A 25584-nucleotide genomic window follows, 5' to 3' on the forward strand; every position below is an offset into this window, starting at 1 on the left:
TTTACTGGCCGGCCTGACGCTTCAGCCAGCTGTCGCGCTCGGCGGCGGGCACGGCGAGGAAGGCGCTGCGCACCGTGTCGCGTTCCTGCGGCGGCGTGCGCTGCGCGACCAGGGTCAGCTGGGCCAGCTGCGCCGGGCTGAGTTGGCGCAGCACGGCCAGCGCGGTCTCGCGTTGCGCCGGTGGAACGAATCCGAACAGTCCGTGCAGCTTGGGGAATTCCAGGCCCAGCTGCGGGCCCAGCCGCCATCCGTCGCGGAACGCCTGATCCTGCGCCTGGAACTGCTGCCGCATGCGCTGCTGTTGATCGGCCGGCAGCGAATCAAAGCGCGCAGCCGCCTGACGGATGCGCTCGCGCTCTGCTTCCGGCAATGCGCGCCAGGCGGCGTAGTCGGCACGGCGCTGTCGCTGCTGCTGCGCATCCAGCTGGGCGAACTCCGCAGGTGCTGTTGCAGCGGCCGACGCCGGCGTGGCCGGCGAACTGCCCGCAACCGGTGGCGGCAACGGCACGCTCAACGGCTGCGGTGCGGCGGACAGCGACAGCGGCAGGGCCAGCAGCAGGCTGGCGAACACGGACTTATTCATCGGCGGCAGCAGTTTCCAGCGTGGCACTGGCCGGCTCCGGCCGACTCGGCTTGGCTTGCGATTCATCCACCGGCAGCGGGCCGCCCGCGGCAGTCCACGCGTACAGATCGGCATCGGCGACCAGCGGGTAGTCGCGATCTGCCAGCATCGCTGCGTCATCATTGGCTTGCGCCTGGCCCGCGTCCGGTGCGGCGTCGACCTTGCTCGGTGGCAGGGCTTCCACGGTCACCGGACCGGCTTCGGCCACCACGCCCTCCGGCAAGGGTGCATCGCTGCCGAACGAATGTCCCTGCAGGTGGCGCCAACCCAGCGCCGCGGCCAGCAGTACCGCCACGGTCACCAGCAGGATCAGCGGACCGCGCCAGCGCGGCTTGGCACTCGCCCGACGGCGCTTGGCGTTGGCAGTGGCCCGCTCGTCGCGCTGAGGAGCGCGCCAGCTGGAGGCCGGTGCTTCATTGTGGGTGGTGGGTGCGGCCGGCTGCTGCAGTTGCTGCAGGCGCGCGGCCGGCAGGTCACGGACACGGGCCTGTACCTGCTCGGCCAACTGGCGCCAGGCCGCGGCATCGGGCCGGCCCTGGGCATCACGCGGGCAGGCATCGGCCAGCAGGTGCTGGTAGCCGGCCTCGTCCTGGTCGAGCACGCGCATGGCAATGCCCTCGTCGAGGCTGCCGCCCACCCGCAGCAGCAGCGCCAGTCGTGGAAGTGGCGGCGTCGCGCCCAACGCGGCCAACGACGGCGCCCACTGCCCGCCCGCCGGCTCGCGCAGCGCCTGGCGCTGGCCCAGCAGGGTCCAGAAGCGGGTCGGCCATTGCGCCATCGGCAGGTCGCTGGCGACCGCCGCAAACGCGCGCATCACCGCCACCAGGGTCTGCTCGGCACGCGCGGCATCGCCGCACTGCAGTTCAGCCACCACCAGGGCGCGGCGCTCGACGCCACGCAGGAACGCCGACAGCGCGCCGGCCGCGGTCGAGGAAACAGGGGCGGGCACAGCCGTCATCGGTCACTCCAAAGGTCTGCCGGCATGATAGCGGCAGCCCATCGGCACCCGTAGGACTTGCGCCCACAGGCACTTCGTGCTGCAGGTTGTGCACAGCACCACGCTCCCCGCGCGGGAAACTGCGGCATGCAGCTGAATTCACTCTGTTTCAGCAATGTTTCACACTCAAGTCGTTGATTTTGAATGACTTTGAAGTGTGGCGATTTTTTGACCAACCCAAGCGTGAGCTCGTCGCCATCGGCCTCCTGGGTTCCCGTCGACCGGTAACGCACAACGTTATCCACAGAACATGTGGATAAGACTGAATCTCCAATGGACACCGATATTTAGGTGACATTTATGATTCAACGGTCGTCGCCCGGGCACGTCTGCCCCCTGCCATTCCAGCGCGCATGGCCCGTTACACTGGCCCGATGCTTTCACCCATTCCGACCCTGCAGGTCGCCCTGCCCGTCCCGCTGCCGCGCCTGTTCGACTACCTGTCGCCGGAGGGCGATGGCCCCACGGCCGCAGTCGGTTGCCGCCTGAAGGTGCCGTTCGGCAACCGCGAGCTGGTCGGCGTGGTGGCCGGCCACGGCCAGACCGACGACGGCCAGGGACTGCGCCAGGCGCTGGCCTGGTGCGACCTGCAGCCGCTGCTGCAGGGCGAACTCTGGCAGAGCCTGCAGTGGCTGGCGCGCTACACCCATGCGCCACTGGGCGAGGTGCTGAGCACCGCCCTGCCCGGCCCGCTGCGCCATGGCGAGGTCCTGCCCGACACACACCACTGGGGTTGGCAGCTGACCACCGAAGGCCACGCCCAGCGTGAAAAGCTGCGCGCCGGCAGCCGTCCGCGGCAACTGGCCGAGCTGCTGGCCGGGGCGATCGTGGATGAGGACGTGCTCGGCGAACGCATGGCCGACTGGCGCATCGCTGCACGCAGCCTGGCCAAGCGCGCGCTGGCCGAGCGCGTTGCATTGAGCGTGGCCCCCCAGCATGCACAGCCACTGCCCGGCCCCACGCTCAACCCGGACCAGGCCGGGGCGGCGGCGGCGATCAACGCTGCCGACGGCTTCCAGCCGTTCCTGCTGGATGGCGTGACCGGCAGCGGCAAGACCGAGGTCTACCTGCAGGCGATCATCCACTGCCTGGCGCAGGGCAGACAGGCGCTGGTGCTGGTGCCGGAAATCGGCCTGACCCCGCAGACCCTGGCACGTTTCCGCGGTCGTCTCGGCATCGCCGTGCACGCCTTGCATTCGGGGTTGAATGACAACGAGCGCGCGCGCGTCTGGGCGGCCGCCTCACGTGGCGAAGCACGGGTCATCGTCGGCACCCGCTCGGCGGTGTTCACGCCGTTGCCGCAGGCCGGCCTGTTGATCGTCGACGAGGAACACGACGGCAGCTACAAGCAGCAGGACGGCATCCGTTATCACGCGCGCGATTTCGCTCTGGTCCGGGCCAAGGCGCTGGGCATTCCGGTACTGCTCGGCAGCGCCACGCCCTCGCTGGAAACCCTGCACAACGCCTATGCAGGCCGCTACACCCACCTGCGCCTGAAGCAACGTGCCGGCGATGCACGGCCACCGCGCGTGCGCATCCTCGATGTGCGCAAACGACCCTTGCACGACGGCCTCTCGGCCGACGTGCTGGCCGGCATCGGCGAGCACCTGCAGCGCGGCCAGCAGGTGCTGGTGTTCAAGAACCGCCGCGGCTACGCACCGGTGCTGCTGTGCCACGACTGCGGCTGGACCGCGCCGTGCCAGCGCTGCGATGCGCCGATGACCGTGCATGGCGGCGGCCGGCGCCTGCAATGCCACCACTGTGGCGCGCGCCAACCGGCGCCGTTGGCGTGCCCGGCCTGCGGCAGCCTGGCACTGCAGCCGCAGGGTATCGGCACCGAACGCCTGGAAGAACACCTCACCGCCGCCTTCGCCGACTTCCCGGTGGTGCGCATCGACCGCGGCACCACCTCGCGACGCGACGCGCTGGAACAGCAGCTGGCGAAACTGGGCGACCAGCCCGGCATCCTGGTCGGCACGCAGATCCTGGCCAAGGGCCACGACCTGCCGAAGCTGACCCTGGTGGTGGTGGTCGGCATCGACGAAGGCCTGTTCTCCGCCGACTTCCGCGCCAGCGAGAAGCTGGCGCAGCAGCTGATCCAGGTGGCCGGTCGTGCCGGACGTGCACGTGACCCCGGCGAGGTCTGGCTGCAGACCCATCACCCTGGTCACCCGCTGCTGGAAACCCTGGTCAGCGGTGGCTACCACCCGTTTGCGCAGGCCGAGTTGAACCAGCGCCAGGCGGCCGGGTTCCCGCCATTCGCGCATCTGGCGCTGATGCGTGCTGAAGCGCAGCAGGTGGAGCATGCCAATGCATTCCTGCTGGCCGCGCGGCAGCTGCTGGGCGAGCAGGACGTGGTCGAGGCCTACGGGCCGATGCCAGCCCCGATGCCACGCCGCGCCGGCTACCAGCGCACGCAGCTGCTGCTGTCGGCGCCGCAGCGGCCGCCCCTGCATGGCGTGCTTTCGCAACTGGTACCGCAGCTGTATGCGCTGCCGGAAGCCCGCAAGGTGCGCTGGTCGCTGGATGTGGATCCGACGGATCTGTATTGAGGGGTCAGAGCCCACCCGCCGGGTGGGATCCGCCCCCGAACGCCTTCGCTTACGTCAGCGGCGACATCACGCCGCGCTGGTAGGCCGGCCGCTCGCGCAGGCGCGCATACCAATCCGCCAGGTGCGGAAGCTCCGGCCGCTGGATCGGCAGCTCGTACCAGGCGTAGACCAGCGAGCCCAGCGGGATGTCGCCCATCGCGAACTTCTCGCCCGACAGCCACGGCTGCCTGGCCAGGGTAGCGTCGGCCATCGCCAGGTAGTCACCGGCGCGCACGATGGCGGCACTGATGCGCGCTTCGTCGCGGTCGGCCGGCGCGGTGCGCATGATGCCCCAGACCAGGTCGCTGTACAGCGGTGCCATGCGCGAAGTGCTCCAGTCCATCCACTTCTCGGCCTGGGCGCGTTCCATCGGGTCCTCGGCGTACAGCGTGCCCAGCGCATAGCGCGCGCTCAGGTAGCGCACGATGGCGTTCGATTCCCACAGCGGCAGGCCGTGGTCTTCGATCACCGGCACCAGGCCGTTGGGATTCATCGCCTGGTACTCCGGCGTCTGCGTGCCGCCGTGGCTGCCGCCGACCTCGATGGATTCGTACGGCAGGCCGATTTCCTCGGCACACCACAGCACCTTGCGGACGTTGCTGGAATTGCGGCGGCCCCAGATCTTCAACATGCGGGTTTCCTTTGCTGGCAATGCGAGCGGCAACGATACGCCTGATCGGAGTGGAGATGTGCGTGCCGGATGCGGGATCGGGCGCCTGGGACTTGCCGGCCAGCGGCCGGCACTACCGGTTCTTTTTTGGCACTACCGGTTCTTTTTTGGCAGCGCGCGCACGTAGGACGACTTGCCGTCTTTCTTCAGTTCGAACAGGCCGGTCGCTGCCAGCAGGTCGCTGAGCTTCCCATACCCATAGTTGCGCGGATCGAACGAGGCCTGGTTGCCGATCTGGCTGCCAACCGGGCCGAGGTGCGACCAGCCATCCTCGCCCTCGGCCGCGGACACCGCACGGCGCAGCATCTTCACCAGCCGCGTGTCGCTGCGCATCTCCGCACCGCTCTTGCGCGGACGCGAATCGTCGTTGGCCACCGGCTCGTTCGAAGCCTGCTCGCTGGACGCCTGCTCGGCATCCGGCACGCTGGCATGGGTCTGGCCCAGTGCCTCCAGGTAGGTGAACTTCGAGCACGCATTGACGAACGGCTCGGGCGTCTTCTTCTCGCCGAAGCCATATACCTTCACGCCATCGGTCAGCAGGCGCATCACCATCGGGGTGAAGTCCGCATCGCTGGAGACGATGGCGAAGCCATCAAGGTTGCGCGCGTACAGCAGGTCCATGGCATCGATCACCATCGCCATGTCCGAAGCGTTCTTGCCCTTGCTGTAGGCGAACTGCTGGATCGGGCGGATCGCATACTCATGCAGCACCGCTTCCCACCCCTTCAGTCGCGGGCTCTTCCAGTTGCCGTAGGCACGGCGCACGTTGGCCACGCCGTAGCGGGCGACTTCCGCCAGGACCTCGTCGATCTTCGAGGCCGGCGCATTGTCGGCGTCGATCAACAGGGCGATGCGCTTTTCCGGTTCGCTCATGGGCTCCTCACGGGCCGTTGCCTGAACCCGAGTATCGCCGATCCGGGCAGGCGCTGACGTGACAGGTGGCCGCCGTGCGAAGATGCCAGGCGCTTCCCCCGATGCCCCCACTGGAGTGAGTCGATGAGTCGCGAGCGCGTTCCCCACCTGGTCGTTGTCGGCGGCGGTTTTGCCGGTCTCTGGGCCACCCGTGCCCTGGCCCGCGAGCGCATACGCATCACCCTGGTCGATCGCCGCAACCATCACCTGTTCCAGCCGCTGCTGTACCAGGTGGCCACCGCCGGCCTGTCCGCGCCGGATATCGCCGCACCGCTGCGCCACATCCTCGGCCACCAGCGCAATGTGGAAGTCCGCCTCGGCGAAGTGGTGGCCATCGACAAGCAGGCGCGGCAGATCCGCATGGCCGATGGCAGCACGCTGGACTACGACAGCCTGCTGCTGGCCACCGGCGCCACCCACGCCTACTTCGGCAACGATCAGTGGGCCGATGATGCGCCCGGCCTGAAGACGCTGGACGATGCCATCGCGCTGCGCCGCAAGCTGCTGCTGGCGTTCGAACGCGCCGAGGCCGAACCGGACCCGGCGAAGAAAGCGGCGTGGCTGAGTTTCGCCATCGTCGGTGGTGGTCCCACCGGTGTCGAACTGGCCGGCACCCTGGCCGAGATCGCGCGCCACACGCTGCGCAACGAATTCCGCCACATCGACCCGGCCAGCGCCAAGGTGCGGCTGGTCGAGGCTGGGCCGCGCGTGCTGTCCTCGTTCCCGGATGTGCTTTCGCTGAAGGCGCGCCGCCAACTGGAAAAGCTGGGCGTGGAAGTGCTGACCGGTACCCCGGTGAGCAACATCGACAGCCAGGGTTTCACGCTCGGTGACCAGTTCGTACCGGCGCGCACCGTGGTCTGGGCCGCCGGCGTGGCCGCTTCACCGCTGGCGCGCACGCTGGACGTGCCGCTGGACCGCGCCGGACGCGTGCCGGTGCAACCGGACCTGACCTTGCCCGATCACCCGGAGCTGTTCGTGGCCGGCGACCTGGCCGCGCTGAGCCAGGCCGACGGCAAGCCGGTCCCCGGTGTGGCACCGGCCGCCAAGCAGATGGGCAAATACGTGGCCAAGGTGATCCGCGCACGGCTGCACGGCACACCCGAGCCCGGTCCGTTCAAGTACGCGGACTACGGCAACCTGGCCACCATCGGCCGCATGGCCGCGATCGTGCACCTGGGCCGACTGCAGCTGTCGGGCGTGCTGGCGTGGTGGTTCTGGCTGGCCGCGCACGTGTTCTTCCTGATCGGTTTCCGCAACCGCATCGTGGTGCTGCTGAACTGGGCCGTGGCGTACTGGAGCTACCAACGCAGCGCGCGCATCATCTTCGGTGATGATCAGGAAGACCGGCGGCCGAGACGGTAGGACTGCACGCAACGGGGTCGGATCCCTTTCCGCAGGAAAGGACTCTGACCCCGTCAACACCCTCCACGCATGGCGTGGATCTACCGGTTCATCGGGCCACCGGGCACCCGCCGTTTCGACCAGGTCCGGCAGAAGTCCTCCTTCCTCGCGGTGTCGGCAATCTGCGCGGCACTCCAATGCCGGGTGATCCAGATCGTCAATGCGGTACTGCTGAGATGCCAGCGCGGCATGCCGCGCTGTGGTTGCCGCCACAGGTGGCGTCGGGCAATCCAGAAGGCCTCCCGCTCCACTTCCGGCACCTTCTTCTTCATCACGTCCTTGTCGAAGAACTGCGCGGCGAAACGCCAGGGATTCATCGGTTGGTATCCCGCCCGTGGCTCACTGCTGCACGCAGCCACACCACTGGGCACACGGTCGGCCGGCTTCGGCCGACCGCCTGCCAATGCCAGCCCGAGCAGGTACAGCAGGCCAGGCAACAGCGCGATGCCGGCGACCAGCACGACGACGGAGATCCATGCTTTGCCGGCGGCGCGCATCGTTCACGGCGCCTTCGGTTTCGGGTACCACAGCGACGACAATGACCGACGGTCGTGCTGAAAAGCAAAGGTGGACATCCGGGTCTCCAGCGCTTGGCGCGGAGCGATCATCGCATGGCCCGGCAGCCCATCCACGCATGGCGTGAATCTACAGAACCCGGAGCCGAGCGTGGGCCCAGCTCTACAGAAGGCTGGAATCCGGCGCCTGCAGCCAGGCCAGCTTGCGCTCGCGCGGCTGCTGCTTGAGCTGCCATTCGGCCCGCGAGGCGGCGGCCCGGTCCGGGTATTCGCGCACGGCCAGCACGCGCAGCGGTGGCCGGGCCCGGGTGTAGCGCGCGCCCTTGCCGGCCTGGTGGGCGGCGAAACGCGCGTCCACGTCGGTGCTGATGCCGGCGTAATAGCTGCCATCGCGGCATTCGAGCAGATACAGGAACCACGGGCGGAGGGACGGGGCCATGCCTGGATTATGCCGTGCTGCACTGCAGCGGATATACTGGCGCCCGAATGCAGGAGAGAGGCGCCGCGCTGGCGCCCGCCGAAGGCGCAGGCTCCCATGATCGCTCAGGCCGGTGGGCTGGAATCCCACCAACCATGCATTCGACTCGCCGAGCTGGAGAGAGGTCACCGGGCACGCCCGGGACGATCCGCCGAAGGGGCACGCGGCCGACGCCGCTGAACTCTCAGGCAAAAGGACAGCGGGAGCGGCACCGGTCATCGTCATCCCGTCATTGCGCAGGCAGTGGCGGTCGTCGCGCATGGCCGGCCCCACCGCGCCCGGAGCCTGTCCCATGCTGCTGTCCATCATCTACCTGATTGCCATTTCCGCCGAAGCCATGACCGGCGCACTGGCCGCCGGCCGCCGCCGCATGGACCTGTTCGGCGTGGTCATGATCGCCTGCGTCACCGCCCTCGGTGGTGGATCACTGCGCGACATCCTGCTTGGCCACTATCCGCTGGGCTGGGTCAAACATCCCGAGTACCTCGGCTTTACCGTGTGCGCGGCGCTGATCGCCACCTGGGTCGCACGCTGGATGCACCACTTCCGCCGCACCTTTCTGGTGCTCGACGGGCTGGGCCTGATCGCCTTCACCCTGATCGGCTGTTCGATCGCACGCGAAGCCGGACATGCGATGCCGATCGTGCTGATCGCCGGCATGCTGACCGGCGCGTTCGGCGGCGTGCTGCGCGACATCCTCTGCAACGAGGTGCCGCTGATCTTCCAGAAGGAGCTGTACGCGATCATCGCGCTGCTGACCGGCGCGGCCTACCTGTTGCTGCTGCACTGGGGCGTGGCCGATGCCACCGCGATCCTGTGCTGCCTGGGCGGCGGCTTCGCGCTGCGCCTGCTGGCGATCCACTACCGCTGGGAAATGCCGAAGTTCGTGTACCACGACGAAGTGCATTGAGGTTCGCGTTCGCCTGGGGTTCCATGCTGGGCGCTGATCGACTGCACCACCCCGGCGATGTACCTGGCGCTGTCGCTCATGCGCAGCGCCAGGCGCATCGCCGGTGCGGACGGGCCGGTCTCCAACTCCGGCCGGCCCTGATCGCGGCCGCACCCCCGCAGGCGCTGGCCGCCATCCACACACGTGCCGCACTCAAGCGGCTTCGGACACCTTTACGTCGCGACGGGCACGCACGGCCGCAGCCAATCGCTCCAGCACCGTCACGGTGGTGTCCCAGTCGATGCAGCCATCGGTGATGCTCTGCCCGTAGACCAGCGGCTGGCCTTCCACCAGTTCCTGGCGGCCACCGACCAGATGGCTCTCGATCATCACGCCGACGATGCGCTGTTCGCCGTCTTCCATCTGAGCGGCGATGTCGTCGATCACCTTCGGCTGGTTCTCCGGGTTCTTCAGGCTGTTGGCATGGCTGGCGTCGATCATCAGTCGCGCCGGCAGCTTGGCCTTGGCCAGCACCTGGCAGGCCTCAGCCACGCTGCCAGCGTCGTAGTTCGGTTGCTTGCCACCGCGCAGGATCACATGGCAATCCGGGTTGCCGGTGGTCGACACGATGGCAGTGCCGCCCTGCTTGGTGACCGACAGGAAATGATGCGGGTTGGATGCCGCACCCACCGCGTCGGCGGCGATCTTCACGTTGCCATCGGTGCCGTTCTTGAAGCCGACCGGGCACGACAGCCCCGAAGCCAGTTCGCGGTGCACCTGGCTTTCGGTGGTGCGCGCACCAATGGCGCCCCAGGCCACCAGATCGGCGATGTACTGCGGCGAGATCACATCGAGGAATTCAACACCGGCCGGCAGGCCGAGCTTGTTGATGTCGCGCAGCAGGCCGCGAGCAATGCGCAAGCCCTTGTCGATCCTGAAGCTGCCGTCCAGGTCCGGGTCGTTGATCAGGCCCTTCCAGCCCACCGTGGTGCGCGGCTTCTCGAAGTACACGCGCATGACGATTTCCAGCTCGCCAGCCAGCGCATCGCGCAGCGGCTTCAGGCGCTGGGCGTACTCGATGGCGGCCTTCGGGTCGTGGATCGAGCACGGGCCCACCACCACCGCCAGGCGATCGTCGCGGCCGTGCAGGATCTGGTGCAGGGCCGCGCGCGAGGCGCTGACGGTGTCGGAAGCTTCATCGTCACAGGGCAGCATCGCCAGCAGCTGGGCAGGCGGTGTCAGCGGTTCGATGGTGCGGATACGCAGGTCGTCGGTGTGCGGGGGCATTGCAGGAGATCTCCGGAACGTTGGGGGTCCCCAGCGTGGCGGCATGAAAAAAGCCGCCAGGTTCGCTGGCGGCTTTCGGGAATGCGTCTGAAGCTTTCTTCAGGGTGAGCGCAGTCCTTCCTCCGCCAGTGGCTTCGGAAAGTAATACCAGTAAAAGCGGGTAGCGGCTGCGTTCATGGGATCTATTGATAGCACAGCTTTTGCGCAGTGCAAAATGTTTCATCCGCAACTGGGGCGCGGTTCAGCGATGCGCCTGCCCGCGCAGCCCACGCGGCGGCCGCCGTGCAACGTCGCTCATCTGCCATGCACTTCCACGTCCAGCAGCAGGCCTTCGTGGATGTCGGCCCAGCGCTCCAGCACGCGGTCCAGCTCCTGCCGGGCCTCGTCCAGCTGCTCGGGATTGAGCAGGGAACGGGCGGTGTAGAGATCGGACACCAGCCGGCGCAGTACCGCTTCGGGGATGGCCACCGAGGGCCCTTCCATCTGCGGCAGCTGCAGTGCCGGCGTATCGCCCTGCGGGCCGTACAGCGTTACCTGGAGCGTGCTCTGCATGATCGACTTCCCTGCGGATGGACATGGGCAATGTCCTGTTTACCGCGTCCGGGTGACAGGCGCATGTGCCATGCGCGTCCGGGTTGCCGCTACAAGGCGGCCAGATCGGCCAGGTGCTGGACCATCCCCTCGTCCGCGCCCAAGGCGTTGGTGGTGGTGAAGTACTGATGCCAACCGGTGGCGGCAATGCCGGCCACCAGGGCGTCGGCGTCCGCGCGGCTTGCACAGCGCCAGACCGCATAGAACTGCTCATCGCTGCCGTGCTGTACGCCCGTGGCAATGCGGCCCATCGCCAGCGGTGTGATGCGGACCGGATCGAACTGCCGCATGCCAGCACCGATGCGGGCGAAGAAGGCGGTGCGTTGGTCAGGCGGGAGCGCGGTCCAGGCCGGGGTGGCGGTGTAGAGCTCGATGAGGGTGTGGGACATGGAAGGTCTTCCTTGAGGTTGATGAGATTGCCGGCCAGCGGCCGGCACTACCGGAGCGAGCGCATGGCGCGTTTGCGGATGTAGGCATTGGCATCGCCAGGGTGCTGCTGTTGCCACCGCGCGCACAGCTCGCGCAGCCACTGCGGTTGAGTCTTGCCGGCATCGTTGAGCCAGTTCCCGACCGAGTCCTGCACGTAGCGCTCCGGGTCGTTGGCCATTGCTTCCAGCATCGGCAATGCGAGTTCTGGATGCTGCTTGAACAGCGCGATATGCGTGGACCACACGCCTCGTGGGCGCAGCGCTTCGCAGGCGAAGCGGCGCAGGTAAGGCGATGCTTCCTGCGTCCACATGTACAGGTACTCAAGCGCCTGCGACGGTGCGGCAACGATGTCGCTGCGCAGCGCCAGCCATGCCCATTCGCGCACGCCGAAGTGCGGGTCGTCAGCCAGCGGACGCATCGCCCGCAGCTTGGCCGGCAGCGTCGCGCCGGCATCGCTGCCGATCAGGTAGCAGGCCCAGCCACGCACGGTGTCTGATGCGTGTGCCTGCCAGTGCGCGGGATCACCCTGCCCGGCTTCGCGCAGCAACCGCGCCGCCAGCGCCATGCGCTGGGTGATGCCCCTGCCGGAGGCGTCGCGCATACGTTGCAGCGCTTTCGGCTCGAGCGCAGGTGCCACCCCCTGTAGCAGCGCGGCGAAATCCACTGCCAGGCATTCGGCCAGATGCGTGGCAGCGGCACCACCGCTGTTGAGTGCACGCAGCCGTTCCGCGGGAATGGGCGTGCTCATGCGGCGGCTTCCCGTCCGGTGTCCGTGTGCTGCCAGACCTTATGCAGCAGCTGTGACAGCTGCTGCCGTTCATCAGCATCCAGGCCGTTGAACAGGCCGCTGATCCATTGTGTGTGCTGCTCGAACAGCGACTCGGCCAAACGCTTGCCCGGTGCGGTCAACACGATCTGCAGACGACGGCCATCCTCGTCATCGCTGCGACGCTGCAGCAGGCCTTCGCGCTGCAGGCCATCGAGCAGGCCGCTGATGGTGGCCCGGGTCACGCCAGCGCGCTCGGCCAGCGCGTGCGGCGCCAGTGCGCCGCCGGCCCCGTGCAGCAGGAACAGCACGATGAAGCGACCCTCGCTGAGCCCGTGCGGTGCCAACCGCGCAGCGCAGTCGCGATCGATCGACGAGGACAACGAGAGCAGCTGGAAGCACAGGCGCAGCTGCGCGATGTTGGCGTGGCCGCGCCGCTGCGCTTCCTCCAGCAACGCCTGATGCTTGGCTTCGATCATCCTTCCCTCGCCGCATGATTAGGCGCCTAATCATATGCCGGAATCACCAGTGGAGGCAAATCGGAGTTGACTCAGGAAGTGCGTCCCAGCAGCAGCCGCGCGACCAGCCCCCCGCCCTCGCGGTGCAGCAGCTGAAGTTCGCCCGCGTGGCGCTTCGCCACGTTGGCAGCCACGGCCAGTCCAAGTCCGGCGCCCCCGGTGGCGCGGCTACGTGAGCCCTCGCTACGCTGGAACGGTTGCAGCAGGCGTGCGCGATCGATCTCGGCGATGCCGGGGCCGCGGTCCATCACGTCCAGCTGAACCCCGTCACCGGCCATGGCGACCGACAGCTCCACGGCGCCCGCGTAGCGCTCGGCGTTGTCGATGAGATTGTCGACCGCGCGCCGGAGCAGCAGCGCATCGCCATGCCACGGCAACGTATCCGGGCCCTGAAGGGAAATGTCGACCCCGCGCAGCAGCGCCGCCTGCACGCACTCCTCCAGCAGCGCTGAAAGATCCAGCATGCGCATCTGCAACGGCTGCAGTTCACCGCGTGCGTAGTCGAGCACCTGCTCGATCATCGTATCCATGCGCTCGATGTCTGCCACCATCCTGGCGGCCTGTGGCGCGGGAGCGAACTCCGCGCGCAGGCGCAGGCCGGTCAAGGGCGTGCGCAGGTCATGCGCCACTGCCGCCAGCATATGCGTCATGTCCCGTGCCTGGGCGCGCAGGCGTTCGCGACCGGTGCTGATCGCTGTGGCCAGTACCTGCACTTCGCGTGGACCGTCATCAGGCAACGGCGTTTCAGCCTGCAGGTCGACCCGTGCGCTGGCTTCAGCCAGGCGTCGCAGCGGGCGCCCCAACCGGATTGACGCCCACGCCGCCAGAGGTGCCAGCAGGATCGCACCGCCCAGCAGGGCGAGCATCACCTGGCGGCGCCAGGCCGCCAGATCACTGTGGTCGCTGCCGACCACCCGCCATCGGCCATCGGCTTGCCGCATCCCCAGTTCGAACGGCGGCCACTGCATGGCGGTCAGCAACGCGGCCTGCGATTTCAGCACGCCAGCGCGAGCGGAGGCGTCCAGTACCGCGCCACCCTCGATGACCTGCACATCGGGCGCCCTGCCCTGCCCCGTCCACACCAGGCGCACATTCCCGGCCGGCAGGTCCATCTGCACCGCCGCCAACTGGGTGAGCCAGTCGCTGGCGCTGCCCCGGGGCGGCGCGTCCTGCGTCGACATATGCAATCCCAGTGGCGCCGGCGCCTGTTCCCCACGCAGCACCTTCATCGCATGGTCCAGCCGCATCGGTGGCGGCGCGGGCCGGGGCATCCACCCCACTACCGCAACGCTGACCAGGGTCGCCAGCAGCAGGCTGGCCAGGGCCAGCATCGCGATCCAGCGGGTGGTCGACCACCGGCTGCTCACAACGCCCCTACCTCCGCGTTGAAGCGGTACCCTTCGCCGCGCAGTGTCTGCACAAGGGCTTCAGCGCCGGACGCGGCCTGCCCGAGCTTGCGGCGCAGGCGGCTGATCGCAAGGTCGACGGCACGGTCCACGCTGTCACTGGCTTCTCCGCGACTCAACTGCAGCAGCTGTTCGCGCGCCAGCACCCGCCCGGGACGTTCAGCCAGTGCCAGCAGCAGGGAGAATTCACCGCGGCTCAGCACCAGTTCGGCACCATCCGGCGCGAACAGGCGACGCTGGTCAGGCAGCAATCGCCAGCCATCAAACCGCAGCTCGCTGGCCACCTGTGCGCGCAGCTTGTCCTGCCTGCGCAGCAGCGCGCGTACCCGCGCCAACAGCTCGCGCGGGTCAAACGGCTTGGCCAGGTAGTCGTCCGCGCCCATCTCCAGGCCGATCACGCGATCCGGCGCGGCCCCCATCGCCGACAGCATCAGGATCGGGATCGCCCGCGCCTGCAGCCGGCGGCAAACCGACAGGCCATCCTCACCGGGCATCATCCAGTCGAGGATGATCAGGTCAGGACGTTCAAACTGCAGCAACACGTCCAGCGCTGTTGCATCCGCCGCCACACGCACCTGGTAGCCGTGCAGCAGCAGGTGGTCGGCGATGGCGTCACGAATGCTGGCATCGTCATCGACGACGATGACGCGGATGGGAGTGTTCATTCCCCCAGTATCCCGCACCTGTGTATCAGGACGGTATCAATGCCGATATCGCGGTGATACGCCGCTGCGCGCCAATGGTCGCCCACGATCACTGCGGAGTCTTCCCTTGCGCCTGTTCCTGTTGCCCCTGTTCGCCATCCCCTTGCCGGCGCTCGCCTCCGATGCCGCCGAGCACGTCCTGCCGATGTGGATGCAGGGCGGTCATCCGGCAGTGGCCGTCTCGCTGGACGGGCGTCCAGAGCCGCTGCGCTTCGTGGTCGACAGTGCCGCCGGGGCAACCCTGGTCGATGCACGCGTAGTGCGGCGCTATGGTTTGCAGGATGCGGAAGCGGCAGTGTCGCAGGCCCAGGGCGCGAGCGCGAAGGCGGCGCGGATGCAGCGCATGCGCAGCACAGCATGGCAGCTGGGCAGTTGGCAATTGAAGGCCAGTGGCATGCAGGTCGACCTGTCATCGCTGGCGGAGGGCGATGATCCGGCCATTGACGGCTTGATCGGCAACGATCTGACCGGGCGCTGGGACACCCGTTGGGACTTCGGCCGCAATCAACTGGCGCTGTGGACAGCCGGCGGCCTGGACCTGGAAGGACCGGGTTGCCAACCCAATGCGCTGCCCGGCCGCGACGACGGCCTGCGCCAGTTCGGCTTCATCACGCTTGCCTTGGGTACGCCCGGCGTGGACGCCATCGCCGTGGTCGACACCGGTGCCGTGCAGACCGTCCTCAACGCCGAAGCAGCCCGCGCACTGGGCCTGCGCACCGACGGCAGCGATGCGCGGGTGCGTGCACGTGAAAAGGGCACCGAGGGGCTGGGTGGCGGTGCACAGGCAACCTGGCTGCACACCCTGCCCGGCATGACCGGCAGCGGCTGGCAGCACCCGCCGATGGAGGTCCGGATCAGCGAACTGCCGGTGTTCAGGGCGATCGGCCTGGAGGCGCGACCGGCCTTGATCCTCGGTGCCGACGCGATGCGCGGTGGCCAGGTGGACATCGGTGCGGGTGCCGCGCGGATCTGTCTGCGCCGACCCGGCTGACGTCCGGCGCATGACGGCGGGACCTGGCAGGCGTAGCATCGCGCCACGTCCTGCCAGGAGTTCCACGCATGCGCCGTGCTGTCCTGCTGTTGCTGACGCTGCTCCCGCCGGCCGTGCTGGCCGCGCCGCCGCCGCTACCCTCGCCCGCGCGCATCGATGCCGAAGCACAGCGGCTGATGCAGGCGGCCCATGCGCGCGGGATGGCGCTGGCGGTGATCGATGGCGGCAAGGTGGTACACGTGGCCGCCTACGGCGAACGCAACGCCGCAGGCGAGCCGCTGCGCACCGATACCGTGATGTACGCCGCCTCGCTGACCAAGATGGCGTTCGGCCACGTGGTCGCACAGCTTGCCCAGGACGCGCGGATCGCGCTGGACGCCAGCATCGCCACGGCGCTGGACAAGCCGCTGCCGGACTACCCGCCAGAGCCGAAGAAGTACGCCGACTACAGCGTACTGGCCGATGATGCGCGCTGGCGCCGGCTCACCCCGCGCCTGCTGCTCAACCATTCCAGTGGCTTCGCCAACTTCGGGTTCCTGGAACCCGATGGCCGCCTGAAGTTCCACTTCGATCCCGGCAGTCGTTACGGGTATTCCGGCGAAGGGCTGATCCTGTTGCAGTTCGTGATCGAGCGTGGACGGCTGGGCCAGGACGTGGGTGCATTGATGCAGCGGCAGGTATTCGACCGCTTCGGCATGGTCCGCACCAGCATGATGTGGCGTGAGGATTTCGCCGCCAACCTGGCCGATGGCTGGACTGCGGAAGGCACGGCCGAGCCGCACGATGAACGCAGCCGCGTGCGTGCGGCCGGTTCGATGGACACCACCATCGCCGACATGGCGCGCTTCGCCGCCGGCTATGTCCGCGGCGATGGGCTGTCGCCTGCAATGCGCAGGGAACTGGTGCGGCCGCAGCTGCCGATCACCACCGCCAGCCAGTTCCCAACGCTGCAGCCGGAGCTGCCCGCGGCGCAGCGACGCCAGGATCTGGCCGCGGGCCTGGGCGTGGTGACGTTCCGCGGCCCGCAGGGCGCAGGCTTCTACAAGGGCGGCCACGACGATGCGGTCGGCAACACGCTGGTGTGCATCGAACAGCACAAACGCTGCGTGGTGATTCTGGGCAACGATGTACGGGCGGAAGCTGCGTTCCCGGCACTGGTGGCATTCGTGCTGGGCGATACCGGCGTGCCGTGGCAGTGGGAGTATGGCGCGGCGAAGGTATTCGTCGAATGAGGGTGCGATCACGCGTGCATGGCGAATGCGGCCAGGGCGAGCATCCACGCCACGCGTGGATGGCACTCCTCAACGCGCCTGCTCGAAGAACATCAGGTACACCAGCCGGCCATTCTCTGGCCGATCACCGAACGCTGGCCCGGCGGTGTGCCAGAACCAGGGCCGCAGCAGCACCAGCCGGTTGAAGCGCATCGGAATGCGCATGGTCATTTCCCACTGGCTGTCGTCGTTGCTGTCGCGCTCGATGATGTCGCGATGCATGTCGCCGCCGTTGGCGTAGCCCAATGCGGCCAGCTCCGCCGCATCCAGGGCCATGCGTTCGGTGCCGGTACGGCGGTGGCGGAAGAACTCGGTGCCACCCTCGCAGTGCTCCGGTGCACTCAGGTAGAGAATGCCCGACCAGTGCGAGCGGTCGGCGTGTACCTTGGCGCGGCCGATGTCGCCGGCGAGGGTAAGGCGGAACTTGCCGTGCGACTGCAGCGGGTTGACCGGCCGCAGCGGTTCGTTGACCAGTCGCGAAACCGCGCCGGACAGTCCATCCAGGTCCAGCCGCTGCTGTGAATTGCGGCCGGGGAATGCGCCCTCCTGAACGGGATAGTCCAGGCCCAGTGCCGCCTGGCGCAACCCTTGCGCATCGGCGGGAGAAAGGAAGTCGTCAACGACGATGAACGAGGTAGGCATGGTCACCGAGCGTAGCGATGCACTGCGGCGACGGCAACCGGGCAACAAAAAACCCCGCCTTGCGGCGGGGTTCTTCTTTACATCACATCGGGAAGGCGTGCCGACCGAGGCCGGCAACGACCGCCGGAGGCGTGGACTTAGAAGTCCATGCCGCCCATGCCGCCCATGCCACCCATGCCACCAGCGCCGCCCATGGCCGGCTCGTCCTTCTTCGGAGCTTCGGCAACCATGGCTTCGGTGGTGATCATCAGGCCGGCGATCGAGGCCGCGTTCTGCAGGGCCGAACGGGTCACCTTGGTCGGGTCCAGGATGCCGAACTGCAGCATGTCGCCGAACTCGCCGGTGGCCGCGTTGTAGCCGAAGCTGCCGGTGCCTTCCTTGACCTTGTTGATGATGACCGACGGCTCGTCGCCGGCGTTGGCCACGATCTCGCGCAGCGGGGCTTCCATCGCACGCAGGGCGATCTGGATGCCGTGGTTCTGGTCTTCGTTGGCACCCTTCAGGCCGGCCAGCGCGGTGATCGCGCGGACCAGGGCGACGCCGCCGCCCGGAACCACGCCTTCTTCAACGGCCGCACGGGTGGCGTGCAGGGCGTCGTCGACGCGGTCCTTCTTTTCCTTCATTTCGATTTCGGTCGAGGCGCCGACCTTGATCACGGCAACACCGCCGGCCAGCTTGGCCACGCGTTCCTGCAGCTTCTCGCGATCGTAATCCGAGGAGGTGTCCTGGATCTGGGTCTTGATCTGCGCCACGCGTGCATCAACGTTGGCCTTGTCGCCGACGCCGTCGATGATGGTGGTGTTCTCCTTGGAGACCTGCACCTTCTTGGCGCGGCCCAGGTCCTTGATGGTGGCCTTTTCCAGCGAGAGGCCGACTTCTTCGGAGATCACGGTGCCGCCGGTCAGCACGGCCATGTCTTCCAGCATCGCCTTGCGACGGTCGCCGAAGCCCGGGGCCTTGACGGCCACGACCTTGACGATGCCACGGATGGTGTTGACCACCAGGGTCGCCAGCGCTTCGCCTTCGACTTCTTCGGCGACGATCAGCAGCGGCTTGCCGGCCTTGGCGACGCCTTCCAGCACCGGCAGCAGGTCACGGACGTTGGAGATCTTCTTGTCGTGCAGCAGGATGAACGGGTCATCCAGGTCAGCGGTCTGCGACTGCTGGTTGTTGATGAAGTACGGCGACAGGTAGCCGCGGTCGAACTGCATGCCCTTGACCACGTCCAGCTCGTTGTCCAGGCCCGAGCCTTCTTCAACGGTGATGACGCCTTCCTTGCCGACTTCCTTCATCGCGTCAGCGATGATCTGGCCGATCGACTCATCCGAGTTCGCCGAGATGGTACCGACCTGGGCAATCGCCTTGTCGTCGGCGGTCGGCTTGGAGATGTTCTTCAGCTCGGCGACGGCAGCCGAAACGGCCTTGTCGATACCGCGCTTGAGGTCCATCGGGTTCATGCCGGCGGCAACGGCCTTGGCGCCTTCGCGGATCAGGGCCTGGGCCAGCACGGTGGCGGTGGTGGTGCCGTCGCCGGCATCGTCGTTGGTGCGCGAAGCAACTTCCTTCACCATCTGCGCGCCCATGTTCTCGAACTTGTCAGCCAGTTCGATTTCCTTGGCGACGGAGACGCCGTCCTTGGTGATGGTCGGGGCGCCGAAGCTCTTTTCCAGCACGACGTTGCGGCCCTTCGGGCCCAGGGTGGCCTTGACGGCATTGGCGAGAACATTGACGCCGCGCACCATGCGCGAACGGGCGTCTTCACCGAAACGAATATCCTTGGCAGCCATTGCATTTACCTCATTGGTAGCGCCGGACGATGCCCGGCGGCTGGGAGTCTGGGATCAGGTTGAAACAGGTCGCGCCGGGGCTCAGCCGATGACGGCGAGCACGTCGTCTTCGCGCAGGACCTTGTATTCGACGCCTTCGCTCTTGTACGAACTGCCGGCGTACTGGCCGTAGATGACCTTGTCGCCGACCTTCAGCGACGGCGCGCGCACGTTGCCGTTGTCCAGCGGCTTGCCCGGGCCGACGGCCACGACCTCACCCTTGGTGGACTTTTCCTTGGCCGAGTCGGGGATGACGATGCCACCGGCGGAGATTTCGTCGGCTTCGATCGGCTTGACCACAACGCGGTCGTGCAGCGGCTTGATGCTCATAGGAGACCTCTTAAGTGATTGATTGGTCTAAAAAAGTCCGGCGATGTTAGCACTCACCCCAGGCGAGTGCCAGAACCGCACGTGAAGAAACCCGACAACGTCGGGAGCAGGGCAGAGATGGAGCCCCGCCGCCCCCTTTCAAGGGCGGAACCAAAAAAATTTTTTCCCGCCCGCGCGCCTCGCCCAAGGCGTCGGTCCTGGACAATTTCGGTGACAAGCGTCGCACTGTCAGATATCTGACGTTCATTTACGACAAAGTGTCACTGGATCGGCCTTAGGCTCGGTCAGGCATTCCCAATCACAAGGAGTCGTCGATGCGATTGCTGTCCCCGCTTGCCGCCGCCTGCCTGCTGGCGCTGGCCACTGCGCCGGTCCAGGCCGAGGTCTTCATCAATGAACTGCACTACGACGACAGCACCGCCGCCGGTGACGTCGGCGAAGCGATCGAGGTCGTAGCCACTGCCGGTGAGGACCTGTCCGGCTACCGCCTGTACCTCTACAACGGCAGCAATCCGTCGGCCGCCACCGTCTATGCCAACAATCCGGTCCCGGCCGGCACCGCCGCCGGCTGCGGCAGCGCCACCATCGCCGTGGTCAACTATCCGACCAACGGCATCCAGAATGGCCCGAACGACGGCATCGCCCTGGTCGATGCCAGCGGCAAGGTGGTCCAGTTCCTCAGCTACGAGGGCGCCATCACCGCCTCCGGTGGCCCTGCCGCCGGCATGACCAGCCAGAACATCCCGGTGGCCGAAAGCAACAGCACGGGGCCGGGTACGTCACTGCAGCTGACCGGCAGCGGCAGCCAGTACACCCACTTCACCTGGGCCGATTCGGCCGGCCAGACCTTCGGCAGCTGCAACAACGGCCAGACCTTCAGCGGCGGTGGCACGCCAGGCCCGAACACGCCGCCGTCAGTCTCCACCACCACCCCGGCGCAGGGCAGCAGCACCTTCCCCGCTGCCGCCGACCTGGAAGTGGTGTTCAGCGAGACGGTGAACCTGGCCAGTGGCGCCTTCGCCCTGAGCTGCGGCACCTCCGGCACCGTGCCGCTGACCTTCCCGGCCAGCGGCCGCAGCGTGAAGCTGTCCACCAATACCGCGCTGGTGGCTGGTGAAGCCTGCCGCTTCGACATCCGCGCCGCGCGCATCACCGACCTGCAGGGCGCGCATCCGGCCGCCGACAGCCGCATCGCCTTCACCGTGGCCAGCACCGGCGGCAATCCGGACCCGGGCAACCCGGGCGTGCCGGCCGGCTACTACTCCAGGGTCAACACCAGCAGCCCCAGCCAGCTGCGCTGCTCGCTGCACGCCACCATCAAGGGCCATACCGCCTACCCGTACAGCGGCTCGGGCACCAGCACCTGGACCATCCTGGAAATCGCCGACGAGGATCCGAACAACCCGAACCGCATCCTCGATGCCTACCGCAACCGCAGCTACGCCAAGGTCAGTGATCGTGCGGGCACCGGCAGCGGCCTGACCTACAACCGCGAGCACACCTGGCCGAACTCGCTGGGCTTTGCCACCACCACCGGTGACAAGGGCCTGCCCTACGCGCCGTACACCGACACCCACATGCTGTACCTGACCGACGCGCAGTGGAACGCCGACCGTGGCAACAAGCCGTTCGGCAAGTGCGATGCCAGCTGCGGCGAGCGTGCCACCGAAGCCAACAACGGCCAGGGCGGCGGCAGCGGCGGCTATCCGGGCAACTCCAACTGGGTGCGCACGCCGGACGGCAACACCGGCACCTTCGAGGTGTGGGGCAAGCGCAAGGGCGACATGGCGCGTGCGGTGATGTACATGGCGATCCGCTATGAGGGCGGCAAGGATGCGGCCACCGGTCAGTCCGAGCCGGACCTGGAGCTGACCGACGACCGCAGCAAGATCGTCAAGACCAGCAGTTCGCCGGCCTACATGGGCCTGCTGTCGACGCTGATCGACTGGCACCTGTCCGATCCGCCGGATGATGCCGAGCGTGCCCGCAATGACGTGGTCTACAGCTTCCAGGGCAATCGCAACCCGTTCATCGACCACCCCGAGTGGGCGACCCCGGCCCTGTTCACCTCGGCCAAGCCAGCCACCTGCCAGCTGGCCAACTGACCGCGCAACGCTGCGGTCTACTGCCGCCGCCGGGCCCTGACCCGGCGGCGGCCCTATACTCGACGGTCATGCCGACCGTCGATCCCGTCCTGCTGCTGTTGACCACCTGCCCGGACCGGGCCAGTGCCGAGCGCATCGCGCACGCGCTGGTCGGCGAGCGCCTGGCCGCGTGCGTGACCCGCCTCGATGGCGCGCAGTCCACCTACCGCTGGCAGGGCGAGGTGACCACCGATGCCGAGCTGCAGTTGCTGGTAAAGACCACCGCGAGCCGCGTCGATGATGCAATCGCCCGGATCGTCGAACTGCATCCGTATGAACTCCCGGAGTGCATCGCGGTCGAAACCCGGGCCGGCCTGCCGGCGTATCTGGACTGGATCCGGGCACAGACCCGGGAGGAAACTGCTTGAAGACTCTGTTTGCGCGTGGCGCGGCCTTGTGCGCCCTGTTGTGGCTCTCGCTGCCCGCCTTGGCCCTGGATGAGAAGGACCTGCTGCCGGTGGACCAGGCGTTCGCGCTGACCGCCACCGCCCCCGAACGGGGCCAGGTGCAACTGCAGTTCAAGATCGCACCGGGCTACTACCTGTATCGCCACCGCACCAGCGTCAAGGCGGATCCGGCCTTCAATGCCGGCGCGCTGCAGATGCCCAAGGGTGACAGGCACCACGATGATTTCTTCGGCGAAGTCGAAACCTATCGGGAGCGCCTGCAGGCCACCCTGCCCGGCACGCCGACGGACGCCGCCGGCACCATCAGCCTGGAAGTACGCTACCAGGGCTGCGCCGATGCCGGCGTCTGCTACCCGCCGCAGAAGCGCGTGGTGCAGGTCACGCTGCCCGGCGCCGCTGTGGCGTCCACTGCGCCTCCCGCGCGCAGCGGTGCGGCCAGCCCGTTCAACAACCCGCTGGCCGGTGCCGGCAACAGCGGTGGCCTGCGCCTGCCGGGCGCGGCCAACAACAGCCAGGCGCTGCCGCTGCCGTCGGAACAGGCGTTCGGCTTCGATGCCATCGCCAGCGACGGCAACACCCTGCTGCTGCGCTTCAGCCCGGCACCCGGCTACTACCTGTACCGCGACCGCACTTCGCTGAAGCTGGAAGGCAGCGCCGGCGTGCTCGCCGACAAGCCGCGCTGGCCGGCCGCGCAGTCGCATCGCGACGAGCACTTCGGCGATGTCTCGGTGTACTTCAACCAGGTGGAAGTGCCGCTGCCGCTGCGCCGCACCGTCACTGATGCGGTCGACAGCACCCTGGTGGTGACCTTCCAGGGCTGCCAGACCGATGGTATCTGCTACCCGCCGATGACCCGTCGGGTGAAGCTGTCGATTCCGGCCGGCAAGCTCAACGCCGGCACCGGCCAGGCGCCAGTGCACGAGGAAGCCGTCAATGCGCTGCGCGCTGCCGGTGCGCCGCGTGAATCCGCCAGTGGCCTACCGCTGCGCCTGCTGCCGACCGTACCCAACGACGGCAACGCCACTCCCGCCGCCACGGGCGGCCAGGGCGCAGGCAACGAGTTCGCCACCGACGCGCGTGGTGACAATGCGCTGCGCACGCGTCCGCCGGCGACCACCCCGAACCCGGACCGTTCGTTCGTCTGGGTGCTGCTGCTGGCGCTGGCCGGTGGCCTGGTACTGAACCTGATGCCCTGCGTGCTGCCGATCCTGTCGCTGAAGGTGCTGAGCCTGGCGCAGAGTGGCGAGAGCCCCGAGCGGGCGCGCAGTCATGCCCTCTGGTACACGCTGGGCGTGCTGGTCGCCTTCGCGGGGATCGGCGCGCTGATGGTGGGCCTGCGTGCGATCGGCAACGCCGTCGGCATCGGCTTCCAGCTGCAGCACCCGGGCGTGGTGGCGGCACTGGCCTACATCATGTTCGCGGTGGGCCTGAGCCTGTCCGGCGTGTTCACCCTCGGCGGCGGCATCGGCAACCTTGGCCAGTCGCTGGCCAGCCGCAGCGGCCCGGCCGGTGACTTCTTCACCGGTGCGCTGGCCTGCGTGGTCGGCAGTGCCTGCGTCGGCCCGTTCATGGGCGGTGCGATCGCCTACGCCTTCATTGCCCCGCCGCTGAAGGCGATGACCGTGTTCCTGTTCCTCGGCCTGGGCCTGGCGCTGCCGTTCCTGCTGATCGGCTTCGTGCCAGCGCTGGCCCGCCGCCTGCCCAAGCCCGGCCCGTGGATGGAAACGCTCAAGCACGTGCTGGCCTTCCCGATGTACGCCACTGCGCTGTGGCTGCTGTGGGTGCTGGGCAAGCAGCGCGGCGTGGACGGCATGGCGCTGGTGCTGGGTGGCCTGCTGCTGTTCGCGTTCGGCCTGTGGCTGTTTGAACGCAACCGCTGGACCGGCTCGCGTGCGGTGACCCTGCTCGGCGTGCTGCTGGCGATCGGTGCGCTGGTTCCGGCCTGGGGCGTGACCCAGCTGGCACCGCCGGCGAGGGCCGCACAGGCCGCCAGCGACAACGTGGTCGAGTATTCGCCGCAGCTGCTGGACCGCCTGCGCGCCGACAACCGCGTGGTGTTCGTCAACATGACCGCCGACTGGTGCGTGAGCTGCAAGGCCAACGAACGTGCGGTGCTGTCACGGCCGGAGTTCAAGGAACTGCTCAAGCGCACCAATGCGGTGTACATGCGCGGTGACTACACCAACGTCGACCCGCAGATCACCACGTTCCTGGAAGAGCACAAGGCGGTGGGCGTACCGCTGTACGTGGTGTACGGCCCCGGCGCGCCGCCGACCGTGCTGCCGACCCTGCTGACCCAGGCGGTGGTCGAGGAAGCGCTGCTGCGCACCGCACGATGAAGTGGCAACGGCCAGCGCTGCTGTGGACAGCGGTGCTGGCCGCCGGCCTCGGCCTGTGGGCCGGGCATCGATTGGCACCGGCGCCGACTGCGCGTGAGGCCATGCCAGGAGCGTCTGTTGTGGCGGCGGCACCCGCCCTGCAGGTCGGCGACAGCCTGCCCGCGTTGTCGCTGCCCGATCTTGAAGGCCGGCCCTTGGACCTGCGCCAGCACGCTGCCGGTCGCCCACTGTTGATCAATGTCTGGGCCAGCTGGTGCGCGCCCTGCGTGGAAGAGATGCCCGAACTGGCGCGCTTCGCCGCCACCCAGGGCGACAACGGCGTGCAGGTACTGGGCCTGGCATTGGACACCGCGGACGGTGTGCGCGGATTCCTGCAGCGGATACCGGTGGATTATCCGATCGTGGTCGAGACGCCAGGGCCACGCGATGCCAGCGTACAGCTGGGCAATACGCAGGGGCTGCTGCCCTACAGCGTGTTGTTCGATGCACAGGGACGGCTGGTGAAGGCGAAGCTGGGGCCGTTTGCCCACGGCGAGATCGACGGCTGGGCGAAGTGAGGGTGTTTTTTGCAGGGCTTGCAGCCCTGCACCCTGCTCAATGCAACGGCAACAGCCAAAGCCAAAGCGGGCATTCCGTGGGTTGGCGGGGCGGTGTCGGAGTGCGGGGACGCTGCAAGTACGTCGCTGTAAGCTTGGCAGCCGCATCCATGCGGCTGACACCCCGCACTCCGACACCGCCCCACCTCTGACAGTTCGCGGCTGTTGGTAGGTGTCGACCTTGGTCGACACATCTGTCAGATATCGATATTCAGAACGGAATCAGACCCCGTGCCGACCAACGGTCGGCACCCACCAA

At 67.8% G+C, this 25584-nt stretch carries 25 protein-coding genes and 2 riboswitches; of the genes, 9 read left to right on the forward strand and 16 right to left on the reverse strand.

What is annotated here, in order from left to right:
* Position 1 precedes the first annotated feature (1 nt).
* Both ACMGRF_RS16125 and ACMGRF_RS16130 read right to left on the reverse strand, forming a co-directional pair.
* Entirely contained in the window at positions 2-583 is a 582-nt protein-coding gene (locus tag ACMGRF_RS16125) for a DUF3106 domain-containing protein (RefSeq protein WP_180880628.1), read from the reverse strand.
* The gene (locus tag ACMGRF_RS16130; RefSeq protein ID WP_180880627.1) at positions 576-1580 is read right to left on the reverse strand and encodes a hypothetical protein; all 1005 of its coding nucleotides are present in this window, start codon (positions 1578-1580) and stop codon (positions 576-578) included. The genes ACMGRF_RS16125 and ACMGRF_RS16130 overlap by 8 nt, the downstream gene beginning before the upstream one ends.
* 413 nt (positions 1581-1993) lie before the next feature.
* Here ACMGRF_RS16130 and ACMGRF_RS16135 point away from each other — a divergent pair, with 413 nt between their 5' ends.
* Positions 1994-4171 carry a primosomal protein N' gene (locus ACMGRF_RS16135; RefSeq protein WP_099494904.1) on the forward strand — a complete coding sequence of 726 codons (2178 nt, stop codon included), beginning with the start codon at positions 1994-1996 and terminating at the stop codon, positions 4169-4171.
* Positions 4172-4220: 49 nt separating this feature from the next.
* Here the strand turns inward: ACMGRF_RS16135 and ACMGRF_RS16140 are convergent, their stop codons facing one another.
* Together ACMGRF_RS16140 and ACMGRF_RS16145 are read right to left on the reverse strand one after the other, a co-directional pair.
* Positions 4221-4841: a glutathione S-transferase family protein gene (locus tag ACMGRF_RS16140; RefSeq protein WP_049411872.1), complete on the reverse strand. Its 621-nt coding sequence runs from the start codon at positions 4839-4841 to the stop codon at positions 4221-4223.
* 132 nt (positions 4842-4973) lie between these two features.
* Positions 4974-5753 (reverse strand): NYN domain-containing protein, encoded by a 780-nt coding sequence (locus tag ACMGRF_RS16145; protein WP_414485385.1) that lies wholly within the window; start codon positions 5751-5753, stop codon positions 4974-4976.
* 123 nt (positions 5754-5876) lie between these two features.
* Here ACMGRF_RS16145 and ACMGRF_RS16150 point away from each other — a divergent pair, with 123 nt between their 5' ends.
* Entirely contained in the window at positions 5877-7157 is a 1281-nt protein-coding gene (locus tag ACMGRF_RS16150) for an NAD(P)/FAD-dependent oxidoreductase (RefSeq protein ID WP_049411866.1), read from the forward strand.
* An 80-nt stretch (positions 7158-7237) separates the two neighbouring features.
* Here the strand turns inward: ACMGRF_RS16150 and ACMGRF_RS16155 are convergent, their stop codons facing one another.
* Positions 7238-7693 (reverse strand): hypothetical protein, encoded by a 456-nt coding sequence (locus ACMGRF_RS16155; RefSeq protein WP_414485386.1) that lies wholly within the window; start codon positions 7691-7693, stop codon positions 7238-7240.
* Between the two features lie 181 nt (positions 7694-7874).
* Complete coding sequence (locus ACMGRF_RS16160; RefSeq protein WP_049411861.1) at positions 7875-8150, reverse strand: GIY-YIG nuclease family protein; 276 nt, start codon at positions 8148-8150, stop codon at positions 7875-7877.
* A 40-nt stretch (positions 8151-8190) separates the two neighbouring features.
* Positions 8191-8280, forward strand: a riboswitch (glycine riboswitch).
* Positions 8281-8293: 13 nt separating this feature from the next.
* Positions 8294-8397: riboswitch (glycine riboswitch) on the forward strand.
* Between the two features lie 84 nt (positions 8398-8481).
* On the opposite strand from ACMGRF_RS16160, the gene ACMGRF_RS16165 reads away from it, so the two are divergent.
* A complete protein-coding gene (locus tag ACMGRF_RS16165; protein WP_033835258.1) occupies positions 8482-9099 on the forward strand; it encodes a trimeric intracellular cation channel family protein in 618 nt (205 codons plus the stop codon).
* 192 nt (positions 9100-9291) lie between these two features.
* Here ACMGRF_RS16165 and ACMGRF_RS16170 read toward each other — a convergent pair whose 3' ends face one another.
* From ACMGRF_RS16170 to ACMGRF_RS16200, 7 genes are all read right to left on the reverse strand, one after another.
* Positions 9292-10365: a 3-deoxy-7-phosphoheptulonate synthase gene (locus tag ACMGRF_RS16170; RefSeq protein WP_065186318.1), complete on the reverse strand. Its 1074-nt coding sequence runs from the start codon at positions 10363-10365 to the stop codon at positions 9292-9294.
* Positions 10366-10659: 294 nt separating this feature from the next.
* The gene (locus tag ACMGRF_RS16175) at positions 10660-10917 is read right to left on the reverse strand and encodes a hypothetical protein (RefSeq protein WP_049411856.1); all 258 of its coding nucleotides are present in this window, start codon (positions 10915-10917) and stop codon (positions 10660-10662) included.
* A gap of 89 nt (positions 10918-11006) precedes the next feature.
* Positions 11007-11345, reverse strand: coding sequence for a DUF6616 family protein (locus ACMGRF_RS16180; RefSeq protein WP_049411852.1), 339 nt, complete (start codon positions 11343-11345; stop codon positions 11007-11009).
* 47 nt (positions 11346-11392) lie between these two features.
* A complete protein-coding gene (locus ACMGRF_RS16185) occupies positions 11393-12133 on the reverse strand; it encodes a DNA alkylation repair protein (protein ID WP_111096390.1) in 741 nt (246 codons plus the stop codon).
* Entirely contained in the window at positions 12130-12630 is a 501-nt protein-coding gene (locus ACMGRF_RS16190; protein WP_049411847.1) for a MarR family winged helix-turn-helix transcriptional regulator, read from the reverse strand. Before ACMGRF_RS16190 ends, ACMGRF_RS16185 begins: the two co-directional genes overlap by 4 nt.
* Before the next feature lie 71 nt (positions 12631-12701).
* Positions 12702-14000, reverse strand: a complete 1299-nt coding sequence (locus tag ACMGRF_RS16195; protein ID WP_049411844.1) for a sensor histidine kinase — start codon at positions 13998-14000, stop codon at positions 12702-12704.
* Between the two features lie 32 nt (positions 14001-14032).
* On the reverse strand, positions 14033-14740 hold the full coding sequence (locus tag ACMGRF_RS16200) for a response regulator (RefSeq protein WP_049411842.1): 708 nt from the start codon (positions 14738-14740) through the stop codon (positions 14033-14035).
* Between the two features lie 106 nt (positions 14741-14846).
* On the opposite strand from ACMGRF_RS16200, the gene ACMGRF_RS16205 reads away from it, so the two are divergent.
* Together ACMGRF_RS16205 and ACMGRF_RS16210 are read left to right on the forward strand one after the other, a co-directional pair.
* Positions 14847-15770 (forward strand): pepsin/retropepsin-like aspartic protease family protein, encoded by a 924-nt coding sequence (locus tag ACMGRF_RS16205; RefSeq protein WP_414485387.1) that lies wholly within the window; start codon positions 14847-14849, stop codon positions 15768-15770.
* Positions 15771-15838: 68 nt separating this feature from the next.
* Positions 15839-17002 (forward strand): serine hydrolase domain-containing protein, encoded by a 1164-nt coding sequence (locus tag ACMGRF_RS16210; protein ID WP_049411836.1) that lies wholly within the window; start codon positions 15839-15841, stop codon positions 17000-17002.
* 69 nt (positions 17003-17071) lie between these two features.
* On the opposite strand, the gene ACMGRF_RS16215 is transcribed toward ACMGRF_RS16210, so the two are convergent.
* From ACMGRF_RS16215 to ACMGRF_RS16225, 3 genes are all read right to left on the reverse strand, one after another.
* A complete protein-coding gene (locus ACMGRF_RS16215; protein WP_134709469.1) occupies positions 17072-17683 on the reverse strand; it encodes a DUF6445 family protein in 612 nt (203 codons plus the stop codon).
* A gap of 137 nt (positions 17684-17820) precedes the next feature.
* Positions 17821-19470, reverse strand: a complete 1650-nt coding sequence (gene groL, locus ACMGRF_RS16220) for a chaperonin GroEL (RefSeq protein ID WP_005411226.1) — start codon at positions 19468-19470, stop codon at positions 17821-17823.
* Positions 19471-19551: 81 nt separating this feature from the next.
* Positions 19552-19839, reverse strand: a complete 288-nt coding sequence (locus ACMGRF_RS16225) for a co-chaperone GroES (RefSeq protein ID WP_005411227.1) — start codon at positions 19837-19839, stop codon at positions 19552-19554.
* 314 nt (positions 19840-20153) lie between these two features.
* Here ACMGRF_RS16225 and ACMGRF_RS16230 point away from each other — a divergent pair, with 314 nt between their 5' ends.
* The 4 genes from ACMGRF_RS16230 to ACMGRF_RS16245 all read left to right on the forward strand — a co-directional run bounded on the left by ACMGRF_RS16230 (position 20154) and on the right by ACMGRF_RS16245 (position 25286).
* Positions 20154-21944 carry an endonuclease gene (locus ACMGRF_RS16230; RefSeq protein ID WP_049411829.1) on the forward strand — a complete coding sequence of 597 codons (1791 nt, stop codon included), beginning with the start codon at positions 20154-20156 and terminating at the stop codon, positions 21942-21944.
* Between the two features lie 68 nt (positions 21945-22012).
* Positions 22013-22351 (forward strand): divalent-cation tolerance protein CutA, encoded by a 339-nt coding sequence (gene cutA, locus ACMGRF_RS16235; RefSeq protein ID WP_049411825.1) that lies wholly within the window; start codon positions 22013-22015, stop codon positions 22349-22351.
* Complete coding sequence (locus tag ACMGRF_RS16240; RefSeq protein ID WP_099485520.1) at positions 22348-24729, forward strand: protein-disulfide reductase DsbD domain-containing protein; 2382 nt, start codon at positions 22348-22350, stop codon at positions 24727-24729. The genes cutA and ACMGRF_RS16240 overlap by 4 nt, the downstream gene beginning before the upstream one ends.
* A complete protein-coding gene (locus tag ACMGRF_RS16245) occupies positions 24726-25286 on the forward strand; it encodes a TlpA family protein disulfide reductase (protein WP_049411820.1) in 561 nt (186 codons plus the stop codon). The genes ACMGRF_RS16240 and ACMGRF_RS16245 overlap by 4 nt, the downstream gene beginning before the upstream one ends.
* Positions 25287-25584: the final 298 nt, after the last annotated feature.

This window comes from Stenotrophomonas sp. EMP41, from assembly GCF_047495535.1.
Classification (GTDB): Bacteria; Pseudomonadota; Gammaproteobacteria; order Xanthomonadales; family Xanthomonadaceae; genus Stenotrophomonas; species Stenotrophomonas sepilia.

Coding starts and splice junctions, on each gene's coding strand:
- ACMGRF_RS16190 (WP_049411847.1), bottom strand. CDS start 12,630: ATGATCGAAGCCAAGCATCAGGCGTTGCTGGAGGAAGCGCAGCGGCGC.
- ACMGRF_RS16215 (WP_134709469.1), bottom strand. CDS start 17,683: ATGCCTACCTCGTTCATCGTCGTTGACGACTTCCTTTCTCCCGCCGAT.
- ACMGRF_RS16155 (WP_414485386.1), bottom strand. CDS start 7,693: ATGCGCGCCGCCGGCAAAGCATGGATCTCCGTCGTCGTGCTGGTCGCC.
- ACMGRF_RS16180 (WP_049411852.1), bottom strand. CDS start 11,345: ATGTCCCACACCCTCATCGAGCTCTACACCGCCACCCCGGCCTGGACC.
- cutA (WP_049411825.1), top strand. CDS start 22,013: ATGCCGACCGTCGATCCCGTCCTGCTGCTGTTGACCACCTGCCCGGAC.
- ACMGRF_RS16185 (WP_111096390.1), bottom strand. CDS start 12,133: ATGAGCACGCCCATTCCCGCGGAACGGCTGCGTGCACTCAACAGCGGT.
- ACMGRF_RS16175 (WP_049411856.1), bottom strand. CDS start 10,917: ATGCAGAGCACGCTCCAGGTAACGCTGTACGGCCCGCAGGGCGATACG.
- ACMGRF_RS16200 (WP_049411842.1), bottom strand. CDS start 14,740: ATGAACACTCCCATCCGCGTCATCGTCGTCGATGACGATGCCAGCATT.
- ACMGRF_RS16135 (WP_099494904.1), top strand. CDS start 1,994: ATGCTTTCACCCATTCCGACCCTGCAGGTCGCCCTGCCCGTCCCGCTG.
- ACMGRF_RS16245 (WP_049411820.1), top strand. CDS start 24,726: ATGAAGTGGCAACGGCCAGCGCTGCTGTGGACAGCGGTGCTGGCCGCC.
- ACMGRF_RS16140 (WP_049411872.1), bottom strand. CDS start 4,841: ATGTTGAAGATCTGGGGCCGCCGCAATTCCAGCAACGTCCGCAAGGTG.
- ACMGRF_RS16170 (WP_065186318.1), bottom strand. CDS start 10,365: ATGCCCCCGCACACCGACGACCTGCGTATCCGCACCATCGAACCGCTG.
- ACMGRF_RS16130 (WP_180880627.1), bottom strand. CDS start 1,580: ATGACGGCTGTGCCCGCCCCTGTTTCCTCGACCGCGGCCGGCGCGCTG.
- ACMGRF_RS16230 (WP_049411829.1), top strand. CDS start 20,154: ATGCGATTGCTGTCCCCGCTTGCCGCCGCCTGCCTGCTGGCGCTGGCC.
- ACMGRF_RS16145 (WP_414485385.1), bottom strand. CDS start 5,753: ATGAGCGAACCGGAAAAGCGCATCGCCCTGTTGATCGACGCCGACAAT.
- ACMGRF_RS16165 (WP_033835258.1), top strand. CDS start 8,482: ATGCTGCTGTCCATCATCTACCTGATTGCCATTTCCGCCGAAGCCATG.
- ACMGRF_RS16150 (WP_049411866.1), top strand. CDS start 5,877: ATGAGTCGCGAGCGCGTTCCCCACCTGGTCGTTGTCGGCGGCGGTTTT.
- ACMGRF_RS16210 (WP_049411836.1), top strand. CDS start 15,839: ATGCGCCGTGCTGTCCTGCTGTTGCTGACGCTGCTCCCGCCGGCCGTG.
- ACMGRF_RS16160 (WP_049411861.1), bottom strand. CDS start 8,150: ATGGCCCCGTCCCTCCGCCCGTGGTTCCTGTATCTGCTCGAATGCCGC.
- ACMGRF_RS16225 (WP_005411227.1), bottom strand. CDS start 19,839: ATGAGCATCAAGCCGCTGCACGACCGCGTTGTGGTCAAGCCGATCGAA.
- ACMGRF_RS16125 (WP_180880628.1), bottom strand. CDS start 583: ATGAATAAGTCCGTGTTCGCCAGCCTGCTGCTGGCCCTGCCGCTGTCG.
- groL (WP_005411226.1), bottom strand. CDS start 19,470: ATGGCTGCCAAGGATATTCGTTTCGGTGAAGACGCCCGTTCGCGCATG.
- ACMGRF_RS16195 (WP_049411844.1), bottom strand. CDS start 14,000: ATGCTGGCCCTGGCCAGCCTGCTGCTGGCGACCCTGGTCAGCGTTGCG.